At 42.8% G+C, this 19981-nt stretch carries 15 protein-coding genes and 1 tRNA gene; 5 read left to right on the top strand and 11 right to left on the bottom strand.

Annotation, left to right across the window (positions count from 1 at the left end; genetic code table 11):
- Nucleotides 1-467: 467 nt before the first annotated feature.
- Nucleotides 468-1289, top strand: a complete 822-nt coding sequence (locus tag ACRD7P_RS05525; protein ID WP_430906518.1) for an FkbM family methyltransferase — start codon at nucleotides 468-470, stop codon at nucleotides 1287-1289.
- Between the two features lie 5 nt (nucleotides 1290-1294).
- Here ACRD7P_RS05525 and ACRD7P_RS05520 read toward each other — a convergent pair whose 3' ends face one another.
- The gene (locus tag ACRD7P_RS05520) at nucleotides 1295-2650 is read right to left on the bottom strand and encodes an exopolysaccharide biosynthesis polyprenyl glycosylphosphotransferase (protein WP_430906517.1); all 1356 of its coding nucleotides are present in this window, start codon (nucleotides 2648-2650) and stop codon (nucleotides 1295-1297) included.
- Nucleotides 2651-3047: 397 nt separating this feature from the next.
- Here ACRD7P_RS05520 and ACRD7P_RS05515 point away from each other — a divergent pair.
- Together ACRD7P_RS05515 and ACRD7P_RS05510 are read left to right on the top strand one after the other, a co-directional pair.
- A tRNA-Arg gene (locus ACRD7P_RS05515) sits at nucleotides 3048-3121 on the top strand.
- 362 nt (nucleotides 3122-3483) lie between these two features.
- On the top strand, nucleotides 3484-5625 hold the full coding sequence (locus tag ACRD7P_RS05510; protein ID WP_430906516.1) for a histidine kinase dimerization/phosphoacceptor domain -containing protein: 2142 nt from the start codon (nucleotides 3484-3486) through the stop codon (nucleotides 5623-5625).
- Nucleotides 5626-5665: 40 nt separating this feature from the next.
- Here ACRD7P_RS05510 and ACRD7P_RS05505 read toward each other — a convergent pair whose 3' ends face one another.
- Nucleotides 5666-6523, bottom strand: coding sequence for a fumarylacetoacetate hydrolase family protein (locus tag ACRD7P_RS05505; protein WP_430906515.1), 858 nt, complete (start codon nucleotides 6521-6523; stop codon nucleotides 5666-5668).
- Between the two features lie 536 nt (nucleotides 6524-7059).
- Between ACRD7P_RS05505 and ACRD7P_RS05500 the strand changes: the two genes are divergently transcribed.
- Nucleotides 7060-7740, top strand: a complete 681-nt coding sequence (locus tag ACRD7P_RS05500; protein ID WP_430906514.1) for a head GIN domain-containing protein — start codon at nucleotides 7060-7062, stop codon at nucleotides 7738-7740.
- A gap of 152 nt (nucleotides 7741-7892) precedes the next feature.
- Here ACRD7P_RS05500 and ACRD7P_RS05495 read toward each other — a convergent pair whose 3' ends face one another.
- Together ACRD7P_RS05495 and ACRD7P_RS05490 are read right to left on the bottom strand one after the other, a co-directional pair.
- Complete coding sequence (locus ACRD7P_RS05495; RefSeq protein WP_430906513.1) at nucleotides 7893-8777, bottom strand: leucine-rich repeat domain-containing protein; 885 nt, start codon at nucleotides 8775-8777, stop codon at nucleotides 7893-7895.
- A 169-nt stretch (nucleotides 8778-8946) separates the two neighbouring features.
- The gene (locus ACRD7P_RS05490; protein WP_430906512.1) at nucleotides 8947-10863 is read right to left on the bottom strand and encodes an ABC-F family ATP-binding cassette domain-containing protein; all 1917 of its coding nucleotides are present in this window, start codon (nucleotides 10861-10863) and stop codon (nucleotides 8947-8949) included.
- Nucleotides 10864-11024: 161 nt separating this feature from the next.
- On the opposite strand from ACRD7P_RS05490, the gene ACRD7P_RS05485 reads away from it, so the two are divergent.
- Nucleotides 11025-11429: a DUF983 domain-containing protein gene (locus ACRD7P_RS05485; RefSeq protein ID WP_430906511.1), complete on the top strand. Its 405-nt coding sequence runs from the start codon at nucleotides 11025-11027 to the stop codon at nucleotides 11427-11429.
- On the opposite strand, the gene ACRD7P_RS05480 is transcribed toward ACRD7P_RS05485, so the two are convergent.
- The 7 genes from ACRD7P_RS05480 to ACRD7P_RS05450 all read right to left on the bottom strand — a co-directional run bounded on the left by ACRD7P_RS05480 (nucleotide 11398) and on the right by ACRD7P_RS05450 (nucleotide 19961).
- The gene (locus ACRD7P_RS05480) at nucleotides 11398-12540 is read right to left on the bottom strand and encodes an NAD(P)/FAD-dependent oxidoreductase (protein WP_430906510.1); all 1143 of its coding nucleotides are present in this window, start codon (nucleotides 12538-12540) and stop codon (nucleotides 11398-11400) included. The genes ACRD7P_RS05485 and ACRD7P_RS05480 overlap by 32 nt on opposite strands.
- 683 nt (nucleotides 12541-13223) lie before the next feature.
- Nucleotides 13224-13655 carry an IS200/IS605 family transposase gene (gene tnpA / locus ACRD7P_RS05475; protein WP_430906509.1) on the bottom strand — a complete coding sequence of 144 codons (432 nt, stop codon included), beginning with the start codon at nucleotides 13653-13655 and terminating at the stop codon, nucleotides 13224-13226.
- Between the two features lie 280 nt (nucleotides 13656-13935).
- The gene (gene gldN / locus ACRD7P_RS05470) at nucleotides 13936-14838 is read right to left on the bottom strand and encodes a gliding motility protein GldN (RefSeq protein WP_430906508.1); all 903 of its coding nucleotides are present in this window, start codon (nucleotides 14836-14838) and stop codon (nucleotides 13936-13938) included.
- Nucleotides 14839-14896: 58 nt separating this feature from the next.
- Nucleotides 14897-16456, bottom strand: a complete 1560-nt coding sequence (gldM, locus tag ACRD7P_RS05465; RefSeq protein WP_430906507.1) for a gliding motility protein GldM — start codon at nucleotides 16454-16456, stop codon at nucleotides 14897-14899.
- Nucleotides 16457-16507: 51 nt separating this feature from the next.
- Nucleotides 16508-17158, bottom strand: coding sequence for a gliding motility protein GldL (gene gldL, locus ACRD7P_RS05460; protein ID WP_430906506.1), 651 nt, complete (start codon nucleotides 17156-17158; stop codon nucleotides 16508-16510).
- 151 nt (nucleotides 17159-17309) lie between these two features.
- Nucleotides 17310-18680, bottom strand: a complete 1371-nt coding sequence (gene gldK / locus ACRD7P_RS05455; protein ID WP_430906505.1) for a gliding motility lipoprotein GldK — start codon at nucleotides 18678-18680, stop codon at nucleotides 17310-17312.
- 123 nt (nucleotides 18681-18803) lie between these two features.
- Nucleotides 18804-19961, bottom strand: coding sequence for a formimidoylglutamase (locus ACRD7P_RS05450; protein WP_430906504.1), 1158 nt, complete (start codon nucleotides 19959-19961; stop codon nucleotides 18804-18806).
- Between the last annotated feature and the right edge of the window lie 20 nt (nucleotides 19962-19981).

Raw genomic sequence — 19981 nt, 5'->3', positions numbered from 1 at the left:
TTCCTATTGATGGAGTCGGTCTATCCTATATGGTTCAAAAGTAAAATTAATATGGTACGATCCAAATACAATAAAAGATACCTCAACAAACCAAAAACGTAAATTTTCAATTCCAAAGATATAACCAAATAAAATGGAAAAGCACCGTATTCACAAAAGCGATTCGCTTTTTTTCATTTGGTATTCTTTCCTTCAAAAAACCATTTTTAACGGAACCTTAAAATATTTTTGGCTGGCAAAGTAAATAAAAAAAAGTACATTGACTCCTTACAACGTACAGTTTCGGTCTTTTAATCGATAAAAGGTTTTGTACGGTATCCTATTCTCTGCTTTGATTACGCTTTTCAAATTACCAAAAGCAAATTTTAAAGCCAAAATGAAAAGAGTTGTAGGTCTTCGCATATATTCAAATTGGCATATACGTTGGAAATAATTCTTTCAAATAAATTGTTAAAACTAAAAAAGTCATGTTGAAAAAATTTATTTTCATTCCAGTTCTCAGGGTCCTTCGAACCATGGTCCTACCTTGGAATCAAATTCTAGTGAAACTCTTTTTTGACCGTGATAAACTTGATAACTTCCTAAAAAAAACATATCCCATAAAAACCCAACTAGACTTAATAAGAGTAGGGTCAGATAACGACGCGGGTTATTTGATTCCGAATGATTTAGAAGAAATAGGTTTATGCTTTTCTCCCGGTGTAGACTTTAGTGCCTCGTTCGAAAAGGAGCTTTTTGATAAATATTATATAAAATCTTATTTATGTGATTATTCCGTTGACGGTCCTCCTATAAAATCGAAAGGTCTGGATTTTGTAAAAAAATACCTTGGTTCATACGAAGACCAAGTTTATACGACATTGGAAAATTGGGTTAATGCTAATAAGACCGATAATCGTGATGCTATTCTACAAATGGATATTGAAGGTGGCGAATATGATGTTATCATACACACTGATAAGGATTTTTTTAAACAATTTAGAATTATAGTCATTGAGTTTCATAATCTTGACCAACTATTAACTTCAGTGGGCTTTCGAACAATCTCATCAGTTTTCAATAAGCTTCTTAAGAATTTTGCTGTTGTTCATATTCATCCCAATAATGATAGAAGGCCAATAAAGGTAAAAGGATATACTATACCTTATGTAATGGAGTATACTTTTCTTCGAAAAGATAGAATAGATGAATTTGATTATGAAAGAAGATTCCCTAATCCACTAGACATGGATAATTACCTAAATAGAAAACCACTACCGCTACCGAGAATATTTTACAAAACCAGTTAAATTATCTAATATGCCTTATCCTCTCCTTTAAAAACATTATAGATAGTACTAAACAGGATTTGAACATCTAACCCCAAAGACCATTTTTCTACATAAAAAATATCCATTCGTGTTCTATGCAGAATATCCTCCTTTTGGATAATCTCACCACGATAACCCTTTATTTGCGCTAGACCGGTAATACCCGGTTTCACAAAATGGCGTACCAGATATTTATCCACGGAAATCTCATAATCCCATGTATGCAACTCCATATGGGGCCTTGGTCCCACAACGCTCATGTCCCCTAAAAACACGTTAAAGAACTGAGGCAATTCATCAATACTAGTTTTCCGCATAAAAGCGCCTACTTTGGTTACTCTTGCATCTCCCTTGGTCGCCATCTTTTTATTGGAATCTTTGTTTGCGGTCATCGAACGAAATTTATAACACCAAAACACCTTCCGCTTTAATCCGTGGCGTTTTTGCTTGAAATACAGTTTCCCCGGTGATTCCAACTTGACCAGAATGAACAGTATTGGCGTTAACCAAGACAGCACCAAAATAATCACCAAAGAGGAAAAAACGATGTCAAAAGTGCGTTTTATAATTCTTGCATATTCCGTATCCAAGGGCACCTTTCTCAAATCCAAGACCGGGATATTTTCATAGGACTCGATGGACATCGCCCTGGAGAAAATTTCCTTGTTGTCCAATATTATCTTAAAACGAATGAGATTGTTATCGGCAAAATTGACCAAATTCTTGAGCTCGGAAGAATTGAATTTGGAAGCCACACAATAAATTTCGTCGATATCTTTTTCGAGTATATACCGAAAACAATCCACCACCGGACCTAAATAGGTGGGGCTTGTTGAAGGTTTGTCGTCAAAGTACCCCTTATACCGATACCCCAAGTCGGGCTCGTCGAACACCTTTCTAATTTTCTTTAAGCTTGGATCCCTACCAATGACGACAAGATTTACAAAATTGCCACCACGCTTACGGTACCTTCCACGCAACCAAAAGAACAGCACCCGATACCAAAAGAGGCATAAAAACACTAGGGACAACACAAAAAACTGATACTCCAAGGACTCGTACAACCTGCCGGAAACCCCAAAAACCGAAAAATAGCCAAGGGTATAAACAAGAAACACCTGAAAAACAACATGCACCTTGGTCCTAAACTTCTCTTTTCGTGTAGTAGTGTAGTATCCCGCGAAATAGGTAATCAGTATCCAAGAAAGGTTGTAGAAGGCTATTCTAGAAGGATTGACATAGGTTTCCGGGCTGAGCAAATACAGCACCCCGTTAATTATCGCCAAGTTTAAAAAAACGGATAACGGAATGATCAAGTCAGAATTTCTAAACCTTTTCATGCTTTAGCACACAATTTTTGTTTAAAATATAAAGACACTATAGCAGGAATCTTAACATAGCTAAGATTCTAGACTCACTCTTCATTAACCAATAGCACCGAAGGGCCTGTAATAAAAACAGTTATTTTTCTAGGGATTTCGGGGGTTTCGGACAGTTCAAAAATGACTATGTCAACAATCAAATTTATGACATCACGGATCAACCCACAAAATTAATGTCACTTATTTAAGTTTGGAACACATATTCTCGACAAGATGCACGTTTGCCAAAAGAGAACAGAAGCAAAATTTAAACTTTACAGAAAAAGAAATTTTTAATGACCCACTTATTTTATAGCCCTATCCTTTACTTTAAAATCCATTATTTTTAGTAACTTCGCCGCTCATTTAAAAAAATGGTCGCGTAGCTCAGCTGGATAGAGCATCTGCCTTCTAAGCAGACGGTCACAGGTTCGAATCCTGTCGCGATCACTTAAAGCGGAAAGTCCATCACGGTAGTGATGGATTTTTTGTTTTATGGAACGTCGGAAAGCCTTTCGCTTTTCGCCACTTGGAGTAGAACCAACAGGCCCGTTCCGGACACGACCTGATTCAAACCCAATAGCATCGTCGAAAACAATAGTTTACCACCAACAACATCCCAATACATCCTTAGACGTTGTACCTTTCCCCCAAAGGAATCACACAAATTGACCATCTTGATCACTTTTGGACAATTTGATAACTTTGACTTACAGTATCTTATTCCGCGAAAGTGGCTTAACTTTCCATGGAAAGTAGCAGTACACCTGCCGAATATGAAGGCAAGCGGCCAAAAACGAGTTTCACCGTTTATGAGAAAGCAATACCTTATTATCAAACTGATCGCTATCGTATTGTTTTGCCTACCCAAAACCGGTATTTCGCAAACGAACGAAATGACCGCAGCATTGATACGGGAACAGTTGGACAAGGTTTCCACCAAAAAGATAGATTCCTTTTCGGCCTTTATGATCATAGCCAAGGCCTACAATAACATACAGAACGATTCTGCCATCATTTACCTCAACAAGTCCTACGACCTGTTGGCGGATTCCCTGAACACCGAAAAGGCACATAGAGTACTATCCGAACACGCGCGATACCTTGGCGTTCGCCGGGAGTTTGAAAAGTCCGCCAAATTCGGTCGCAGTATGCTCGGCATCGCGCGGTCCTTAAAAGACCCCGACATTCTTTTTCAATCCTATCAATTTATGGGAACCACCATGCTTTCTCTTAAAAAAAGCGATTCGGCCGAGTTTTACTTTAAAAAAGCTACCAAATTACTACCGAAGGTCGATCAAAACAATTTTGATGCCTTGGGCAAATACTATCGCACCTATGGGTGGCTACAACGATGGAACAATCAATTGGATGCCGCATTGGAATACTACATACAGGCGCTGCAATACTTTGAAAAATCAAACAACATCTATGCGCTTTGCAATACCTATAATAGTATCGGGGCCATCTTTTTAAAAATGAACCGTATTAACAAGGCTATTGAAAGTTTGGACAAAGCACTGGTCTACGCCAACCGGACAAAAGCTCCGCTTCAAAATTATTTGTGCACGCAAAACCTTAGTGGTTGTTACTTTTATTTAGAAGATGAACCAAAATCCTTGAAGTATGCACTGGCGTCGTTGGATTTTGCCAAGCAAATGAAGATCGATTTTTACATTGTACAATCCTTCGAAACCCTAGCGGCCATATACGCCGAAACCGGAGATTTTGATAAGGCCATCATGTACAATTACAATGCTTTGGCATTTCATGAAAAAAAAGAGAACCATGGAAAGTATGTATTTACGCTTCAAAACTTATCCATTGCCTATATCAGGCTTAACGATTTTGAAAAGGCCCGTATCAATGCCCTTAAGGCGTTGGAACTGTCCAAAAAACACAAGGTAATACTGGAACAACCCTATATTTACGAGCTTCTTTCAGAGCTCGATTCCATTCAGGGCAAACCTTTAGAAGCCTTAATGCACTACAAACTGTCGATTAAAATAGCCGATTCCATAAAAGAGGAAAACGTGAACCAAAACATTGATCGGTTACAGGTAAAGTACCGAACCTTGGAAAAGGAAAAAGAAATTGAAAAACTAAATAGTGCCAACAATGCGCAAAAACTAAAAATAAAAGGACAACGCTATGAAAACCTAATCTCATGGAGTGTATCGGGTATTTCCCTTTTGATCATCACGGCGGTGTTTTTTCTTTTTCGGACCAAACAACGAAACAATCGGTTGCTGGAGAAAAAAAACGCCGAAATACAGCATAAGAACGAGGACCTATCGGAAAAAAGCATCGCCCTAAAAAAAGCTTTGGACGAGAAGGACGTACTGTTGAAAGAAATACACCATCGGGTCAAAAACAACCTCCAATTGGTAAGCAGTTTATTGAACCTACAGGCCAATACCCACGAAAGCGAGCAATTGGACGATTTTGTGGCACGAAGCCATAATAGAATCGCCTCCATGGCCTTGGTGCACGAAGTGTTGTACAAGAGCAACCGGATCAAAAACGTACCCTTTAACGAGTATTTGAAAGAATTGGTTTCCGCGGTATACCAATCGTTCGACTTTTCCAATAAGGACATTCGTTATGAAATTTACGCTACGGATACCGTTTTTAATCTCGATACCACGGTACCGGTAGGCATCGTGGTCAACGAATTGGTACATAACGCATTTAAACACGCCTTTAACGACCAAAAGAAGGGGATGCTCACCGTTCGTTTTAAAGCGGAGAACGGAGCACATAAAATAAGCGTCCGAGATAACGGAAAGGGGATGAACCTTACCGATACCTGTTTCGACAAGTCCTACGGGCTCCGTTTGGTAAAAATACTGATTCGGCAACTACGCGGCTCCATTACCTATACTACCGATAAGGGTACTTGGTTCATCGTCCGCTTTGCACCAAAAAAAGAGTCTTCCTTTGCGCGTTTATAGCCGATTGTACTCCAAAATCACGACCCACCGCATCGCATCCCTATTCCGAATATGCCCTTGCTTTTTGTTTGGAACTGCCCAAACCGTCCACTCCAAGCTCTACCACATCACCGGCACGTAAGAAACGAGGGGGATCGAAGCCGAGTCCCACCCCAAAGGGCGTTCCTGTCGAAATAACATCACCCGGCAACAAGGTCATGAACGAACTGATATAACTGATGGCGGTAGGAATATCGAAAACAAAATCGGAAGTGTTGCTATGCTGTAATGTTTCGCCGTTCACCTTTAGCCATAAATTTAGGTCGTGCGGGTCTTCTATTTCATCCGGCGTAGCGATAAACGGTCCCAAAGGTGCAAAAGTGTCGCAACTTTTTCCCTTTACCCATTGTCCACTGCGTTCTATTTGGTATTCCCGTTCGCTATAGTCGTTATGCAGTACATATCCCGCCACATGGTCCATTGCGTTTTCCTTGCTTACATACGACGCTTTTTTACCGATCACGATGGCCAGCTCTACCTCCCAATCCGTTTTGGTACTGCCCTTTGGAATAACAACATCGTCATTTGGCCCTACTATGGCCGAAGTGGCCTTAAAAAATAACAGCGGTTCCTTTGGGATTTCCATTCCCGCTTCTTTGGCGTGCTTTGCATAATTGAGACCGATGCATACAATTTTTGAAGGCCTGCACAAAGGGGCGCCCAATCGCGTCGTTCCAGGTACGACAGGACAACCAGCCGCGCTGGAACTCAACCATGCCTTTAAGCGGGCCGGACCATCGCCACCGAAAAAGGCTTCCGTAAAATCTTCGCCAAAAGCGGTTACATCAATTCGGGTACCGTTTTCCAGTTGTACCCCGGGCCTTTCTTCCCCAATCACTCCAAATCGTATTAATTTCATAGTGTGTCCTATCGTTTTTTGTTACTCAAGCCTCTTATCAGTCGCGAAATAGCGGAAACGGAAAAGTGCAGGTTCGCCTTTTTTTCATCAAAAAAATGATAACGAGGCGTAAATGCATCCTTGCGGACCTGCCCCGCTTTTTCGTTACCGCTGACTACGTGCGGAAATTAATGAAAGCGTAAAGATAAACGGAAGTGTTTAAGATCAAAAACAAATCGGATTTTATCAGGCGAAGACTGTTACCGTTACCACTTTGTACTATCCTCCTCATACGCGCCCAAAAGCGGGATTCATCAAAACCGGAATATCGTAAAAAATAGTACATTTGAGGTAGTACCGGGAACGGCAACGCCACAATGGAAAAACTTCTTGTTCGATATTGAAATTTAGGCTTCCCGTTCCAACGTTTTGGACCGCCCCTACTTCGGTAATGGAACGCATGGTCACGCGTTAAAAAAACGGAAGCTAGGCCGGCAACGTTCCAAGGCACTTTAACAATAGGGCGTTTTGACCCTTCCACCTTAAAAAATGAAATTATGAAGTTGATCGGCACGCTTACCCTATTCCTATTTTGTACCCTGTCCGTTTTCGCACAACGGTCCAAGACAAAAACGCTTGAAGCGTTTACGGAGCTGAAAGCTTATGATAGGATCATCGTGAAATTGGTAAAAAGCGACGAAAACAAACTTGTCATCACCGGCGACGATCAGGACGAGATCAATATATCCAACAAAGGCGGTGTACTGAAGATAAAAATGGAGTTCGACAACTTTTTGGACGGCAACGAAGCGCTGGCAACTTTATATTATAGCGAACCGCTCGTTTTGGTAGATGCCAATGAAAACGCCAAGATACTATCGGACGAGACCTTTAAGGGCAAACGGGTAGAGATCAAGGCCCAGGAAGGCGGGCAAATTGAACTGGAACTTGCCGTGGACGACCTCTATACCAAATCCATTTCAGGAGGTGGCATCGAATTGACCGGTATGGCTACGCAACAGGAGGTAATGGTGAATACCGGGGGCAAGGTCAGAAATAAAAACTTGAACACAAAAACCACACGGGTAACGGTGAACGCAGGTGGCCGGGCAGACGTAAAGGCTTCGGACAAGGTTACCGCAAAAGTACGTGCGGGCGGGTATATCTATATTTATGGCGACCCTAAGGATGTGGAGCGCGATAAGGTATTCGGCGGAAAGATAACAATAGTGGAATGATGGCGCGTTACGTTATACTATAACGGTATCATATGTATAGCATTCCCCCTGTCTTTCGATATCCTACGTTACGTTTAAACTCGAAAAATAAAAAAAGGGATGCCGATCATAACATCCCTTTTTAACCAAACTAACTAACTATAAATAAAGAATTACTTATTATCATCATCAACCTCATCCTCGAATTTTGTTTCCGCCATTCGGGTTTTACTGAAATCAACATCTTTAAAATCCAAAGTTTCGTTTCCTTTATCAAAATCGAGAACCAACATTCCTTCCGTATTTAGATATTCTAAATTTTTAAAGGAATCGAATTTGTTGTTTTGTATTTGCAATACCCGCAAACTGGCCAACTGGCCAAACTCTTTGGGGATATCGCCTCCCAGTTTGTTATTGGCCAAAACCAGTTCCTTTAAATTCGCAAGGCCACCGATCTCACCGGGAATCGCCCCTTCCAATCCGTTTTCAAAAAGTCCAAGACTTTCCAAATTATCCAAACTGCCCAATGAGTTTGGGATGTCGCCCCCAAGGTTGTTGCTGGAGAGATTCAATACTTTTAAACTGGCAATGTCCCCCACACTTTCGGGAATGGAACCCGATATAAAATTGTTGAACGCGGTAAACTCTTCCAAACTGGCCAGGCCGCCCAAGTCACTGGGAATAGCTCCCTTAATACGGTTCATTTCCAATTTTAGCACCTTCAGGTCCTGCAAACTAGTGAGCGCATCGGGAATGGCACCGGTAATATTGTTAAAGGCAAGGTTTAACACCTTAAGATGTTTGAGTTCGTCCAGACTGTCGGGGAGGGCTCCTTGTAAGTTATTCCGGAACAGATTGAGTTCGACCACATGATCGTCGACCACTTTTACACCGTACCATTTGGATACGGGTGCCTTAAGATCCCATTTATTCACCCAGTGGTTACCGTTGGTGGCATTATAAAAGGCAAGTAACGCTTTTTTCTCTTTTTTGGAAACCTGCGCGATTACGCTCTGTCCAATCAATACCAGAAGTAATAAGCATATGTTTCGTTTCATAGGTAATGGTGTTTGTTTTGATTTGGGCGTGCTATTCATTATAGAAAGAATTGCCTTACAAATAACGTTAAAATCCGGTCGTACCGCAAAATTTATCGATGAACGGTCCGTTTTTGTTGTGAAAGTTCTTTTTTCTGTGGTGAGCCGTTTTTAGGGGGCTCACATCGTGTCATTCATCGATGGTTTCCATCTCGGAAGATAGCTTTTCCCAGCGCTCCATTAAGCGCTCCAACTCCTTTTTCTTTTCCTGATAGGTTTCAAAAAAATTCGGTTCGGAAATGGTCTTATCATAATTCATCAACAACTCATGATCGATCGTAGCGATCGTTTTTTCCAATGCCGAAATCTTGGCCTCTACGGAACTGAGTTGGTTTTTTAGGGATTTTATACGCTTTTGGTCCTTGAAACTGCTTTTGGTCTTTTTCTCGGAAACCTCCTTTTGTTTTACGCTGGTGTTCTTTTCTATGGCCCTAAAGTTTTCTGCGCTCCGCTGTTCCAAATAGAAATCGATATCTCCTAGGTACTCCCTTATTTTACGCTCCTTAAATTCGTACACTTTATTGGTAAGCCCTTGTAAAAAATCACGGTCGTGCGAAACGAGTATCAACGTACCTTCAAAGTTTTGAAGTGCTTGCTTCAATACATTTTTCGATTGGATATCGAGGTGGTTGGTCGGTTCGTCCATCACCAAAACGTTAAAAGGCTGTAACAACATTTTGGCCAAGGCCAGTCTGTTGCGTTCGCCCCCCGAAAGCACTTTCACATACTTCTCCACCTCATCGCCCCGAAACAGGAAAGAACCGAGTATATCCCGCACCTTGCTCCTATTTTTTTCGTTCGCGGCATCGATCATGGTATCCAAAATGGTTTTGTTCCCATCGAGATACTCGGCCTGGTTCTGCGCGAAATATCCAATTTGCACGTTATGGCCCAATTTTACCTTTCCTTCGTGTGCCAGCTCCCCCACCATAATTTTTGCCAAGGTAGATTTGCCTTGCCCATTTTGCCCTACAAAAGCGGTTTTGCTATCCCTTTCCAGCAATAGCTCAATGTCGCTCAGCACCAAATTATCGCCATATCGTTTTGTAAGCCCCTCCATTTCGGCGATGATTTTTCCGGGGGTAACTGAAATGGGAAAACGCAGGTTCATTACGGCATTGTCGTCCCCGTCCACTTCTATACGTTCCATTCGGTCCAGCTTTTTCATAAGGGACTGTGCCATGGAGGCCTTTGTGCTTTTTGCCTTGAACCGTTCTATCAGCCTCTCGGCCTGTTGGATTTCCTTTTCCTGGTTCTTTTGGGCGTTCAATTGCTGTTCCTTTATCTCGGCCCGCAGTTCCAAAAACTTGGAATAGGGCTTTTTGTAATCGTATATACGGCCCAGGGATATCTCTATGGTCCTATTGGTCACCTGATCCAAGAACATTTTATCGTGCGATACGATCATGACCGCTCCCGCGTAGTTGTTAAGAAACTGCTCCAGCCAAATGATCGATTCAATATCCAAGTGGTTGGTGGGCTCATCGAGCAGCAATACGTCGTTACGTTGCAATAGCAGCTTTGCCAATTCGATACGCATGCGCCATCCACCGGAAAAGGTATCCGTTTTCTTATCGAAATCAGTGCGCTTGAATCCCAGGCCCAAGAGAATTTTTTCCGTGTCGCCCTGATAGTTGTACCCCCCTAAAATCTCATAATGGTGCGATACGTCGTTCAGGTCTACCATCAATTGGTTGTAGCCTTCACTTTCATAATCGGTACGCTCGGCAAGTTGTTGATTGATGTATTCGAGCTGTACCTCCAACTTTTTAATTTCGGTGAATGCCTGATAGGCCTCTTCCAATACCGAACGGCCCTGCTCAAAATCGATGTCTTGTCGCAGAAAACCGATCCTAATGCCCTTTTCAATGGCAATAGTACCTGAATCCAAGGGCATGTCTTTTGACAACAACTTTAGCATCGTTGATTTTCCGGCACCGTTTTTTCCGATCAATCCAACGCGGTCACCGGCATTCAAACGAAATGAAATGGATTCGAAAAGATATTCCCCGCCAAAGGACACGGAAAGATTATGAATATTGAGCATAGCGCCTTGGTTATTTTATCGGGACTTGCGCGGTAGCATTATACCACACATTTTTTTACTTGTTGAAGCGGTCTGAACCACCTTGTTAAATCGTTGGTAATATAACCTTGATAACCGATTAAAATCACAAGGTTCAGTACCTTTGTACAAAGATGCTGCAAATGTTAAAAAAAGGATACAAAATCTATAGTATTTTAACAGGAACTTGTCCAAGATGCCATAAAGAAAGCATGTATGAATCCAAAAATCCGTACCGGCCCAACCATCTTTTTAAAATGTACGAACGCTGCAGCAGTTGTGGCTTAAAGTATAAAATGGAACCCTCTTTTTTCTATGGATCCATGTATGTCAGTTATGGTGTGGGCATTGCTTTTGCCGTGGCTGCCTTTGTTATCAGTAACCTTTTTATGGGAGCATCCCTTATAAAATCTTTTTTGGCAATCGTTGCTACCCTAGTCGTTTTTATGCCGGTAATCATACGATTGTCCCGAAACATATGGATCAATGTTTTTGTGCGCTACGACGCCGGGGCCGCTAAAGGAGATCTGGATAGTATTTCTTCGTAAAGCGTTGGATATCCATTTCCTGCGGTATGGTTTCATCGGCCTCAATATGCCGTAACAATATCTTGGCAGCGGTAGGCCCCACCAACACCCCACGGGACCCAAAACCGTTTAGCACATGAAGTTGTCCATAAACGGGATGTTTGCCCACCAATGGCCTTCTATCGACTACTGTAGGGCGTATGCCCGCCGTATGATCCACGACCTCATAATCACATTTTAAAAAATGTTCCAGTTTCTCCTGTAGTTCCGACCGTACGGCCGCCGTAGGCGTGTTGGTCTTGTCCTTCCATTTATAGGTGGCCCCAACCAAATAATGATCGGCCGTCGGCAGCGGCATGCAAAAGATGCTCGCCTTTATGGCATGCCCTATTTTTAAAAGTGGGACTTTTATAGTAAGGTATTCCCCTTTGGTGCCCGTTAACGGTAAATAGTTAAAATACGGGTTTTTATGCAGTCCATAGCCCTCGCAAAACACCACATTCCTTGCATGCACCTCTTTATAGGAAACATGGCCGTTGTGGATGGTAAAGGCATCAAAATCGAAAGGCTGGAACAAGAAGGCATTTTTTTCGATCAAATGCCGACGATAGGCTTCCAATAATACCGGGCAATCGATACGGCCGGTCTTTAGCACTTCCCCATACCCAAATGGCGCGTCTATCGCAGTATTGGTATTGGTTTTCAAATCCAGGGATAAAAAGGCCTGTAACCCTTCTTGATCTGCCGCCCTGAACCACATGTTCTGTTCTTCTATGGAAGCGAACCTTCTGTAAACGGGCATTTTATAATTCAGGTGCACGCCCAGTTTGGTTTCCAATCCTTTGTAAAAGGGCAGTGCATATCGCAGTTGTTCCACTGCGTCCCATGCCATTGTAAACCGTTTTAGGATTACCGGATTGTAAGTGCCCGCTGCGACCTGAGAGGCCGTCTGCGAAGCATCGCTCACCACCATGAACGTTTTGCCCTGCTGCGCCAAAGTTTCGCAGAAAGAAACGCCTGCCAAACCAAAACCGACTACCAAATAATCCACCATGGGCCAAAGGTAACGAATCGATATTCCGGGGACAACCGGGAGGGCTTTGGTAAGTTCAAGTTCAAGTGTCAAGTTCAAATTCAAACGCAAATTCAAACGCAAATTCAAATTCAAACGCAAATTCAAAATTCGAGGAGTACGCAGTAACCACTTTTTACCCACCACTAATTACTGCCACTGCGTATTGATAATTGCTTATTGTTCATTGAAAAAAAGACCGCTACGCCAGAAGAAAGTTCAAATTCAAGCCTCTCAGTACTAACTACTTTGTTCTAAATACAATTTACTTAAAAAAAAGACCGCTACGCTGAAAGAAAAAAGAACAAGGACAAAGGAACCTTTCTGCCAATTGAAAAAATGGATGTCATGTCGCGCCTGTAGAGACACCTTTTCAAATTCAAATTCAAACGCAAATGTCAAATTCAAAATTAGAGGAGTACCCAGTAACCACTTTTTACCCACTACTAATTACTGCCACTGCGTATTGATAATTGCTAATTGTTCATTGAAAAAAAGACCGCTGCGCCAGAAGAAAGTTCAAATTCAAGCCTCTCGGTACTAACTACTTAATACTAAATACTATTTACTTAAAAAAAAGACCGCTACGCTGAAAGAAAAAAGAACAAGGACAAAGGAACCTTTCTGCCAATTGAAAAAATGGATGTCATGTCGCGTCTGTAGAGACACCTGTTCAAACTAAACCACTATGGACTAAAGTACCATAGGTTTTTAAATCCAACTAAAGTTAGCTGTTCGGAAGACTACTCCAGTATGAAAGCATCGGTATCGTTACCGGACTTACGATGATGCTCCAAATACTCGTCCACCATTTTATCCGTTATATTGCCCGTGCTCCAACAGCCGAATCCTATCGCCCAGAAATGCCGGCCCCAATATTTCTTCTTCAGTATCGGGAATTCCATTTGAAGTTTCCTGGAACTTCGACCCTTTAGCTTCTTGACAAGCGTACTGATATCCTGGGACGGGCGATACTCCAAATGCATGTGGACATGGTCCTTACTTACGACACCTTTCAAAATGTTGACCCCTTCCGCGTCACAGATCTCTATCAGGACCGCACGGCAACGCTTTTCCACATCTCCCACAAGGACAGAATATCGGTATTTCGTACTCCAGACTATATGCACCGAAAGACGAGAGACCGTATGTCCATTTACCCTTTGTTCCGACATAATAGCAAAAGTAGGTTTTTTTAGAAGCTAAAGCGAAATGCACTAAAGTGCATAGGTTGAACTATTGCTGTGACCACTCAAATTCAAACACAAATGTCAAACCCAAACGCTAATGTCAACTCCGATTCAAGACCCGTACTTGAGCTTGAACTTGATGCTTGAACTTGAACTTGGCACTTGAACTGCCTTGCCATTTTCGGCTACGCCGTATAGCATAAAAAAAACGTTCCGACCAAAGGTCAAAACGTTTTATACTATTGAATTGGAATGTACGCTACTCTTAATAGGCCCACATGTCCTGTTCCCTATCGCGGATGACCTCCTTAATTCGTTTGGCCTCCAATAATTGAAACAGTGCATTGTCGGCGATATAGTCGTTGACCTTTCTATCACCGTGAACATTGTCCTCTCTGTAGATTACGCCGTTGAACCTTCTTGCGTTCAACAACATATCAAAAGAGATCGGTTGTGCCGAATTCCGTTGGTTGAACACCTTGGCGTCGTGCAAAATTTGCCGTGCACCAGGGTACCATACCCAAAAGAGTTCTACTTTGGCATCCGCCAAGTCCATGGACTCATCGTCGATAAAGTTCACGTCGGGAGCTACTGGGGCAATCCCCAACAAGCGATATTTCAACTCCCCTTGTCGTTTGTCAAAATACCACATTCCCTTAATACGATACTCCTCAATATCTGCAGCGCCCAACTCTCTTTCCTGAACGAATTCAGCAGAAAGTTCTTCACCGGCATTGATCTGCTCGTAACCGTAATCGGTAGTATCTACCTTTCGGAGCGTAGCGGAAAGATCGCCAAACTTCCTTTTTTCGGTAAAATAGGAATCTACATAAACGTCTTGCAACTTTCCGTTTTTGATGTTCTTGATCAGTACATCATATAAAGACCTTCTGTCGGCACCGATATCAATGGTGTCGGTAGGGTAATACAATGGAAAATTGACACGTTCGTCCAAATCGATGGTTTCCCATACGGTCTTGGACCAAAGTACGTCCCTATCGTCTACATAGCCGTAATCTAAAGGGGCGTCGTTATCCAAAGCTTTTTGGGCTTCGGTTTTCATTCCGATTTCCTCGGGCTTTTTGGCGTTCAAGATGTTGGCTTGTGCCGCCATGGAGATGGGTAACATACTTACCGCTCCGATTACTAAAACATTCTTCCAATTCATGTTTACGTTAGTTTAAAAATACCGAGCGGCCTGGTAGCCGCCCGGATTGTAATTAGTATTAGTTTGTAAGCTCCACCACTACTGGGGAAACCTTCTTTAACTTATAGCTTTTGTTGTTCGTGATGTAAGCGTTGATATCGAATATCTGAACGGCATCACCTCTTTTAGCTCTTTTCAAGGCAGACTTGGCCCTGGAATCCAAACGTGAACCGCTAACGGCTACGGTAGGCTGTCCCGGTACTTTGATCTTGAATCCACTTACTTTCAAATTCAAATCAAAGTCGAAATCTTCCAATGCTGCACCGATAGTGGCGATTTCCAAGTTTTTACGTGGCACCTTAACGCTACCTGTTTGCTTGCTCACCGAACCGGATGGTCTAGGAATATCCTTGATACGGAATTCTGCAGGGGTAGAGATACGTTGTCCATCGGGCAATACACCTGAGGCAACAATTTTAACCGTTCTACCTTTTCCTGGGTTCATGATGTACTTACTACCGTTCACCTTTCTAAGTCCCGGAGCAGAAGCGCTCACTTTGTTGTTCGGGATACCTGGTATGGAGATCGACATTGGGTTCGCAACTCCTCGATAAACAACGTTCATCTTGTCGGCGGCGATCAAGGCAGAGTTTGGCTTGCTGATTACGGCAAAGCTATTTTCTACAGGCACTTCGATCTCTTCACCATCTTGCTGAAAATACAACATTCCTTTTACCAAGTGGTCTCCAGGAGATCCGGTTCCGATCAACATTTTTACACCACCTTCTTCCAAACGGTAATCCGTTCCTTCAGAAAGTTTTCTACCGTCCAAGGTCAAATCGGCCTTAACGGGCTTCGAAGACTTATCGGTTTTGCTGATCACGATTTTTCCATCGTACTTTTCACCGGCATAGTAAGCGGACTTGCTACCCAATAAGGATGTTGCAAAGTTCTTCAACGATACCTGGTTGCTCAATTCCCCTTCCAACATGGCTTTCAAGGCAGACTCTTCAGTTGCTTGGATATCGGCCTGTAGGGCGGTCAATTTTGCCAAAGAAGCTACTTGTGGGAAACCTTCGTAGTGATAGTTGATCCAATCCTGCTTGGTTCCGTCACGCTTCTCTACTTTACCGTTCGCATCGCCGGTCTCGAATCGTGCCTCTACGGAAGCTTTGATCCCTTGAGGTACGATAGCGGCCACTTGGGTACGGTAATCGTTGATACGCTTCATAAACTCCTTACCTCCTTCGGCAAGGTTGTCCCCTTGAAAGAACTTTTGATCCAAAAAGTCGGACTTGTCCATGACGGCATAGTCACGTGCATCCTCGGTTTTGCTCATCAACTCTTCTTTAAGGGTGGACAAATAGTCGTAATAGTCTTTGGATAACGCCTTTATTTTCTGCGCATCCTTATAGAGCTTATCATATTTGGCGGCATCTTCGGACGCTTTCGTCTCTAAATTCGCCAAGTATGCTTCGTTATTCTCTATGGTCTTCGTATTGGAAGCCTCTAGCTTTTCGTTCATAATCCCGAAAGCGGCGAGTACTTCTTTACTCATGTTCAGTGCCAACATCGCGATGAAGATCAAGTACATTAGGTTGACCATCTTCTGACGTGGTGATTGTTTTCCTCCTGCCATGTTTTCTAATTAGTTTTGATTAATATTTGATTTGGGGTTCTATAAAACTAATTAGTTTCTTGTCATTGCAGAAAGCATTCCACCGTATACACCGTTCAATGAAGAAAGGTTTGTGGCCAATGATTCCATTTGATCTTTAAGGGCAGATGCATTTTGAACTACTTCCTCGTTTACGGAAGCTTGTTTGCTAGCACTTTCCAATTGAACTTTGTACAAGCTGTTCAATGATTCCATTTGCGCTGCGGCCTGAACCATTTCTTCAGAATACTTGCGAGTAGACTCCATAGCGTCTACAGTAGGGGCGATACCCTTTGCAGCACCTTCGAAGTTCTTGATGCTAGATCCAAGGCTTTCCATAAGGTTGGCATCTACACCGGCTTCTTTTAACATTTCGTCCAATTTAGCGGATAAGGAAGCTTCAGCTTCTTTGATCTCGGCCACTTCATTGCTACGACCTGAGGAAGCTCCACCGGCCAATTCTGGATATACCAAAGACCAATCGTACTCATCGTCTACTGGTTCAAATGCACTAATGGCGAAAATAAGCGCTTCTGTAATAAGACCTATTGCAAGAAGTATTCCTCCATTCAGCGGTCCAAGTTCCCAGTGAAGGATCTTGAATAATGCACCAATAATAACGACCGATGCTCCAAGGCCATAGGCCATGTTAAATAATTTCTTTGTTGATTTTGACTGTGCCATAATTTAAAATTTAATTTTAGGTTTAATGTTAATAATAAGTATTTGGTTTAACGTTTGTATTTAGGTATTTAGAAATGTGTATTCGTATTTTAAGAAAAGGTGCCGGTCGGTTAATTGCCATATGTGCCTCCCTAACACTTTTATTTATATATTATAATCCGTTATTCCCTTTAGTTGAATCTTCCTCGCCCATATAGTCCTGTACGGTACGGAAACCTACATAACTACGCGCCGAGTCGGAGTATTCGTAATCCCTGGTACTTACCTGTAAGAAGTAAGCAACATCTTTCCAAGATCCCCCACGGATTACTTTACGGGCATTGCTGCCATCACCACCGTTGGGGTTCATTGTAGATACATAATCGTAAGAACTAGGATCATAGCTTGAATTTGTCCATTCCGATACGTTACCGGCCATGTTGTACAAGTTAAAATCGTTGGGCTCATAGGACTTGGCTTCTACCGTGTAGAGTGCGGCATCTGCGGCATAATCTCCACGCTGTGGTTTGAAGTTTGCCATAAAGCATCCGGTATCACTGATCACGTAAGGTCCGCCCCATGGGTAGGTACCTCCTTCGATACCACCTCTAGCGGCATATTCCCATTCGGCCTCTGTCGGTAATCGGAACTTGTTTACGAACTGCTTGCCACGATCTTTCTGGTCATCGTTCTTAAACTTCGTTCTCCAGTTACAGAAGGCTTTTGCCTGCTTCCAGTTTACCCCTACCACAGGATAATCGCTGTATGCATCATGCCAGAAATAATCGTTGTGCATGGGCTCGTTGTACGAGTATTCGAAATCGCGGATCCAAACCGTTGTATCGGGATAAATTTCAAGTTCTTCCTGTCGGATGAAGTCTTTTCTTCGGCCTGTTTTGGAACGTGCGGCAGCCTCGATATCCATCCATGTATACTTGTATTTCAATTTGGTAACGTCGATGGTACGTTGTCCGTTATACGATTCCTCTTCAGGGATATATAACGAATCCATTACCTCAACATAATACTCGTCGGGATACTCGCTGGTCTCCCATACCAAATCTTCGTCAGTATTCAATGCCCGTCCTTCGAAACCAGTTTCACCCATTCCCGCATAATTGTCGAGCATGTACTTTTGGTATGCGGACGATTTGGTCGTATCGGCGTCTTTGAACGCATACTCCCCAATACCACCATCATCGGGCCCTAGTCCCAACTCATCTGCCAACATGGCCAGACGCGTTCGTGTAATGGAATCTTTCACCCACTCCACAAATTGACGGTATTCGCTATTGGTAATTTCAGTGTCGTCCATATAGAACGAGCGTACCGTAACGGTTTTCGTAGGGGCGTTCAATACTTTAGCCTGGTCCTCCTCGGACTTACCCATGATGAAAGACCCTCTAGGGATCAGTTCCATTCCATAAGGTTTTTCGGGATACCACTTTTTTCCTTGGGCTCCAACTAGCTCTCCTTTTGTTCCGGACCCACAACTAGTGAGCAAAAAAACAAACGCTATAGATGATAACAATAGCTTTTTCATACTTTAGGTTAAATTTCGATTCTGGTTATTAACTGCGAAAACAATGGTTTTATTCTACACTCTAAAACTACGTTTTGAGCAAATTATTGTATGCAGTTACATTATCCTTTAAAAAAAAATCAATTAGTTAAAACCTTTCTTATAGGCTTTGAACCACCTTTCGGGAATGATCTGATCGCAAGCGTCCAAATAGTCCTTTTCAGTGCATGGTAATAACGCCGTTGAATTTGTTTTAGTATGCGAAGACAAAATTGAGGGGACTTCTACCCACCATCTTTCGGTAAGATGACTTTTATAGAAGACCAACTGCTCGGTATCGGTAGGAACCGTATACTTTGTGAAGTCGGAAGTGTTGGTATTCGGGGCCTCTTTCATGCGAAAATTCAGGCCCTCTATAAAATACCATAGTATTTGTGCCACCAATTGGGCGGACTGCTGTTGGTTCTCCATTTCATAGATACCAAAAGCGGTAACGTTCTCGCTCAGCCCTGCATATCTGGCGATCGCGCAGATCTCACGGCCGGTAAAACCGTTGGGGGAGAAATTATCGGAATGCCCTACCTCGCCCGACCTAACGGCCCGGGCATCCACACTTACCATATGGGCATTTCGCAACACGGGTTCCGCCAGGGTGATATCGTTGGCCACTTCCCCCAAGCGGTAAGCATCAAAAAACAAACGCTCCATAAGATCGATCTCTTCCTGTGCGTTGAAATAACTTTGATACCCGATGTTTGAAAAATTAAAGAGGTTGTTGGGTTTATCGGTAATAATTTTACTCATATAGGAATGCGAACTGATCAGCTCGTCGTCCATTCCAAAATCGAACCGGCTATCTACCGATACGATATTGATCATATCGTGAATGCCGTCGAACGCCCGGTAAACGGGATAAGTAATATCCTGTGTAGCGCCGATGACGATGGGCGTTATATTTTTTTTCAAAAGTTCCGCCACGGTTTCCCGCACCAGAAAATAGGTATCCGCCACGGTTTCACCCTCCTCAATGTTCCCCATGTCGGCCAAAAGCGTATTCCAGTTGCCCAACATCAACTTGTACAACTGCAATCGAATGCCGGAAACATCCAGTTTTTCCGTTTTCTTTTCAAAGGCATTGCGCGATTCCCGAACGCCGATCAATGCCACGTCGACATTGTCCAGATTGGGGATGCCGTTTTTTGGAGTGTGCAGCTGAATATTGTTTCCCAAAGCTTGCGGCGCCAGCAACGCATTGTGCGCGAGTACCTTTTCCGATACGGGAACCAAAAAATCAAATGCCATTGAAACGTGTTTTGGGGTTG

The organism is Maribacter sp. 2-571, assembly GCF_050589625.1.
GTDB lineage: Bacteria > Bacteroidota > Bacteroidia > Flavobacteriales > Flavobacteriaceae > Pelagihabitans.
Note: the sequence above shows the minus strand (reverse complement) of the source record. Positions and strands in the feature narration are given on the sequence as shown.

Coding starts and splice junctions, on each gene's coding strand:
- ACRD7P_RS05525 (WP_430906518.1), top strand. CDS start 468: ATGTTGAAAAAATTTATTTTCATTCCAGTTCTCAGGGTCCTTCGAACC.
- ACRD7P_RS05520 (WP_430906517.1), bottom strand. CDS start 2,650: ATGAAAAGGTTTAGAAATTCTGACTTGATCATTCCGTTATCCGTTTTT.
- ACRD7P_RS05510 (WP_430906516.1), top strand. CDS start 3,484: ATGAGAAAGCAATACCTTATTATCAAACTGATCGCTATCGTATTGTTT.
- ACRD7P_RS05505 (WP_430906515.1), bottom strand. CDS start 6,523: ATGAAATTAATACGATTTGGAGTGATTGGGGAAGAAAGGCCCGGGGTA.
- ACRD7P_RS05500 (WP_430906514.1), top strand. CDS start 7,060: ATGAAGTTGATCGGCACGCTTACCCTATTCCTATTTTGTACCCTGTCC.
- ACRD7P_RS05495 (WP_430906513.1), bottom strand. CDS start 8,777: ATGAAACGAAACATATGCTTATTACTTCTGGTATTGATTGGACAGAGC.
- ACRD7P_RS05490 (WP_430906512.1), bottom strand. CDS start 10,863: ATGCTCAATATTCATAATCTTTCCGTGTCCTTTGGCGGGGAATATCTT.
- ACRD7P_RS05485 (WP_430906511.1), top strand. CDS start 11,025: ATGTTAAAAAAAGGATACAAAATCTATAGTATTTTAACAGGAACTTGT.
- tnpA (WP_430906509.1), bottom strand. CDS start 13,655: ATGTCGGAACAAAGGGTAAATGGACATACGGTCTCTCGTCTTTCGGTG.
- gldN (WP_430906508.1), bottom strand. CDS start 14,838: ATGAATTGGAAGAATGTTTTAGTAATCGGAGCGGTAAGTATGTTACCC.
- gldM (WP_430906507.1), bottom strand. CDS start 16,456: ATGGCAGGAGGAAAACAATCACCACGTCAGAAGATGGTCAACCTAATG.
- gldL (WP_430906506.1), bottom strand. CDS start 17,158: ATGGCACAGTCAAAATCAACAAAGAAATTATTTAACATGGCCTATGGC.
- gldK (WP_430906505.1), bottom strand. CDS start 18,680: ATGAAAAAGCTATTGTTATCATCTATAGCGTTTGTTTTTTTGCTCACT.
- ACRD7P_RS05450 (WP_430906504.1), bottom strand. CDS start 19,961: ATGGCATTTGATTTTTTGGTTCCCGTATCGGAAAAGGTACTCGCGCAC.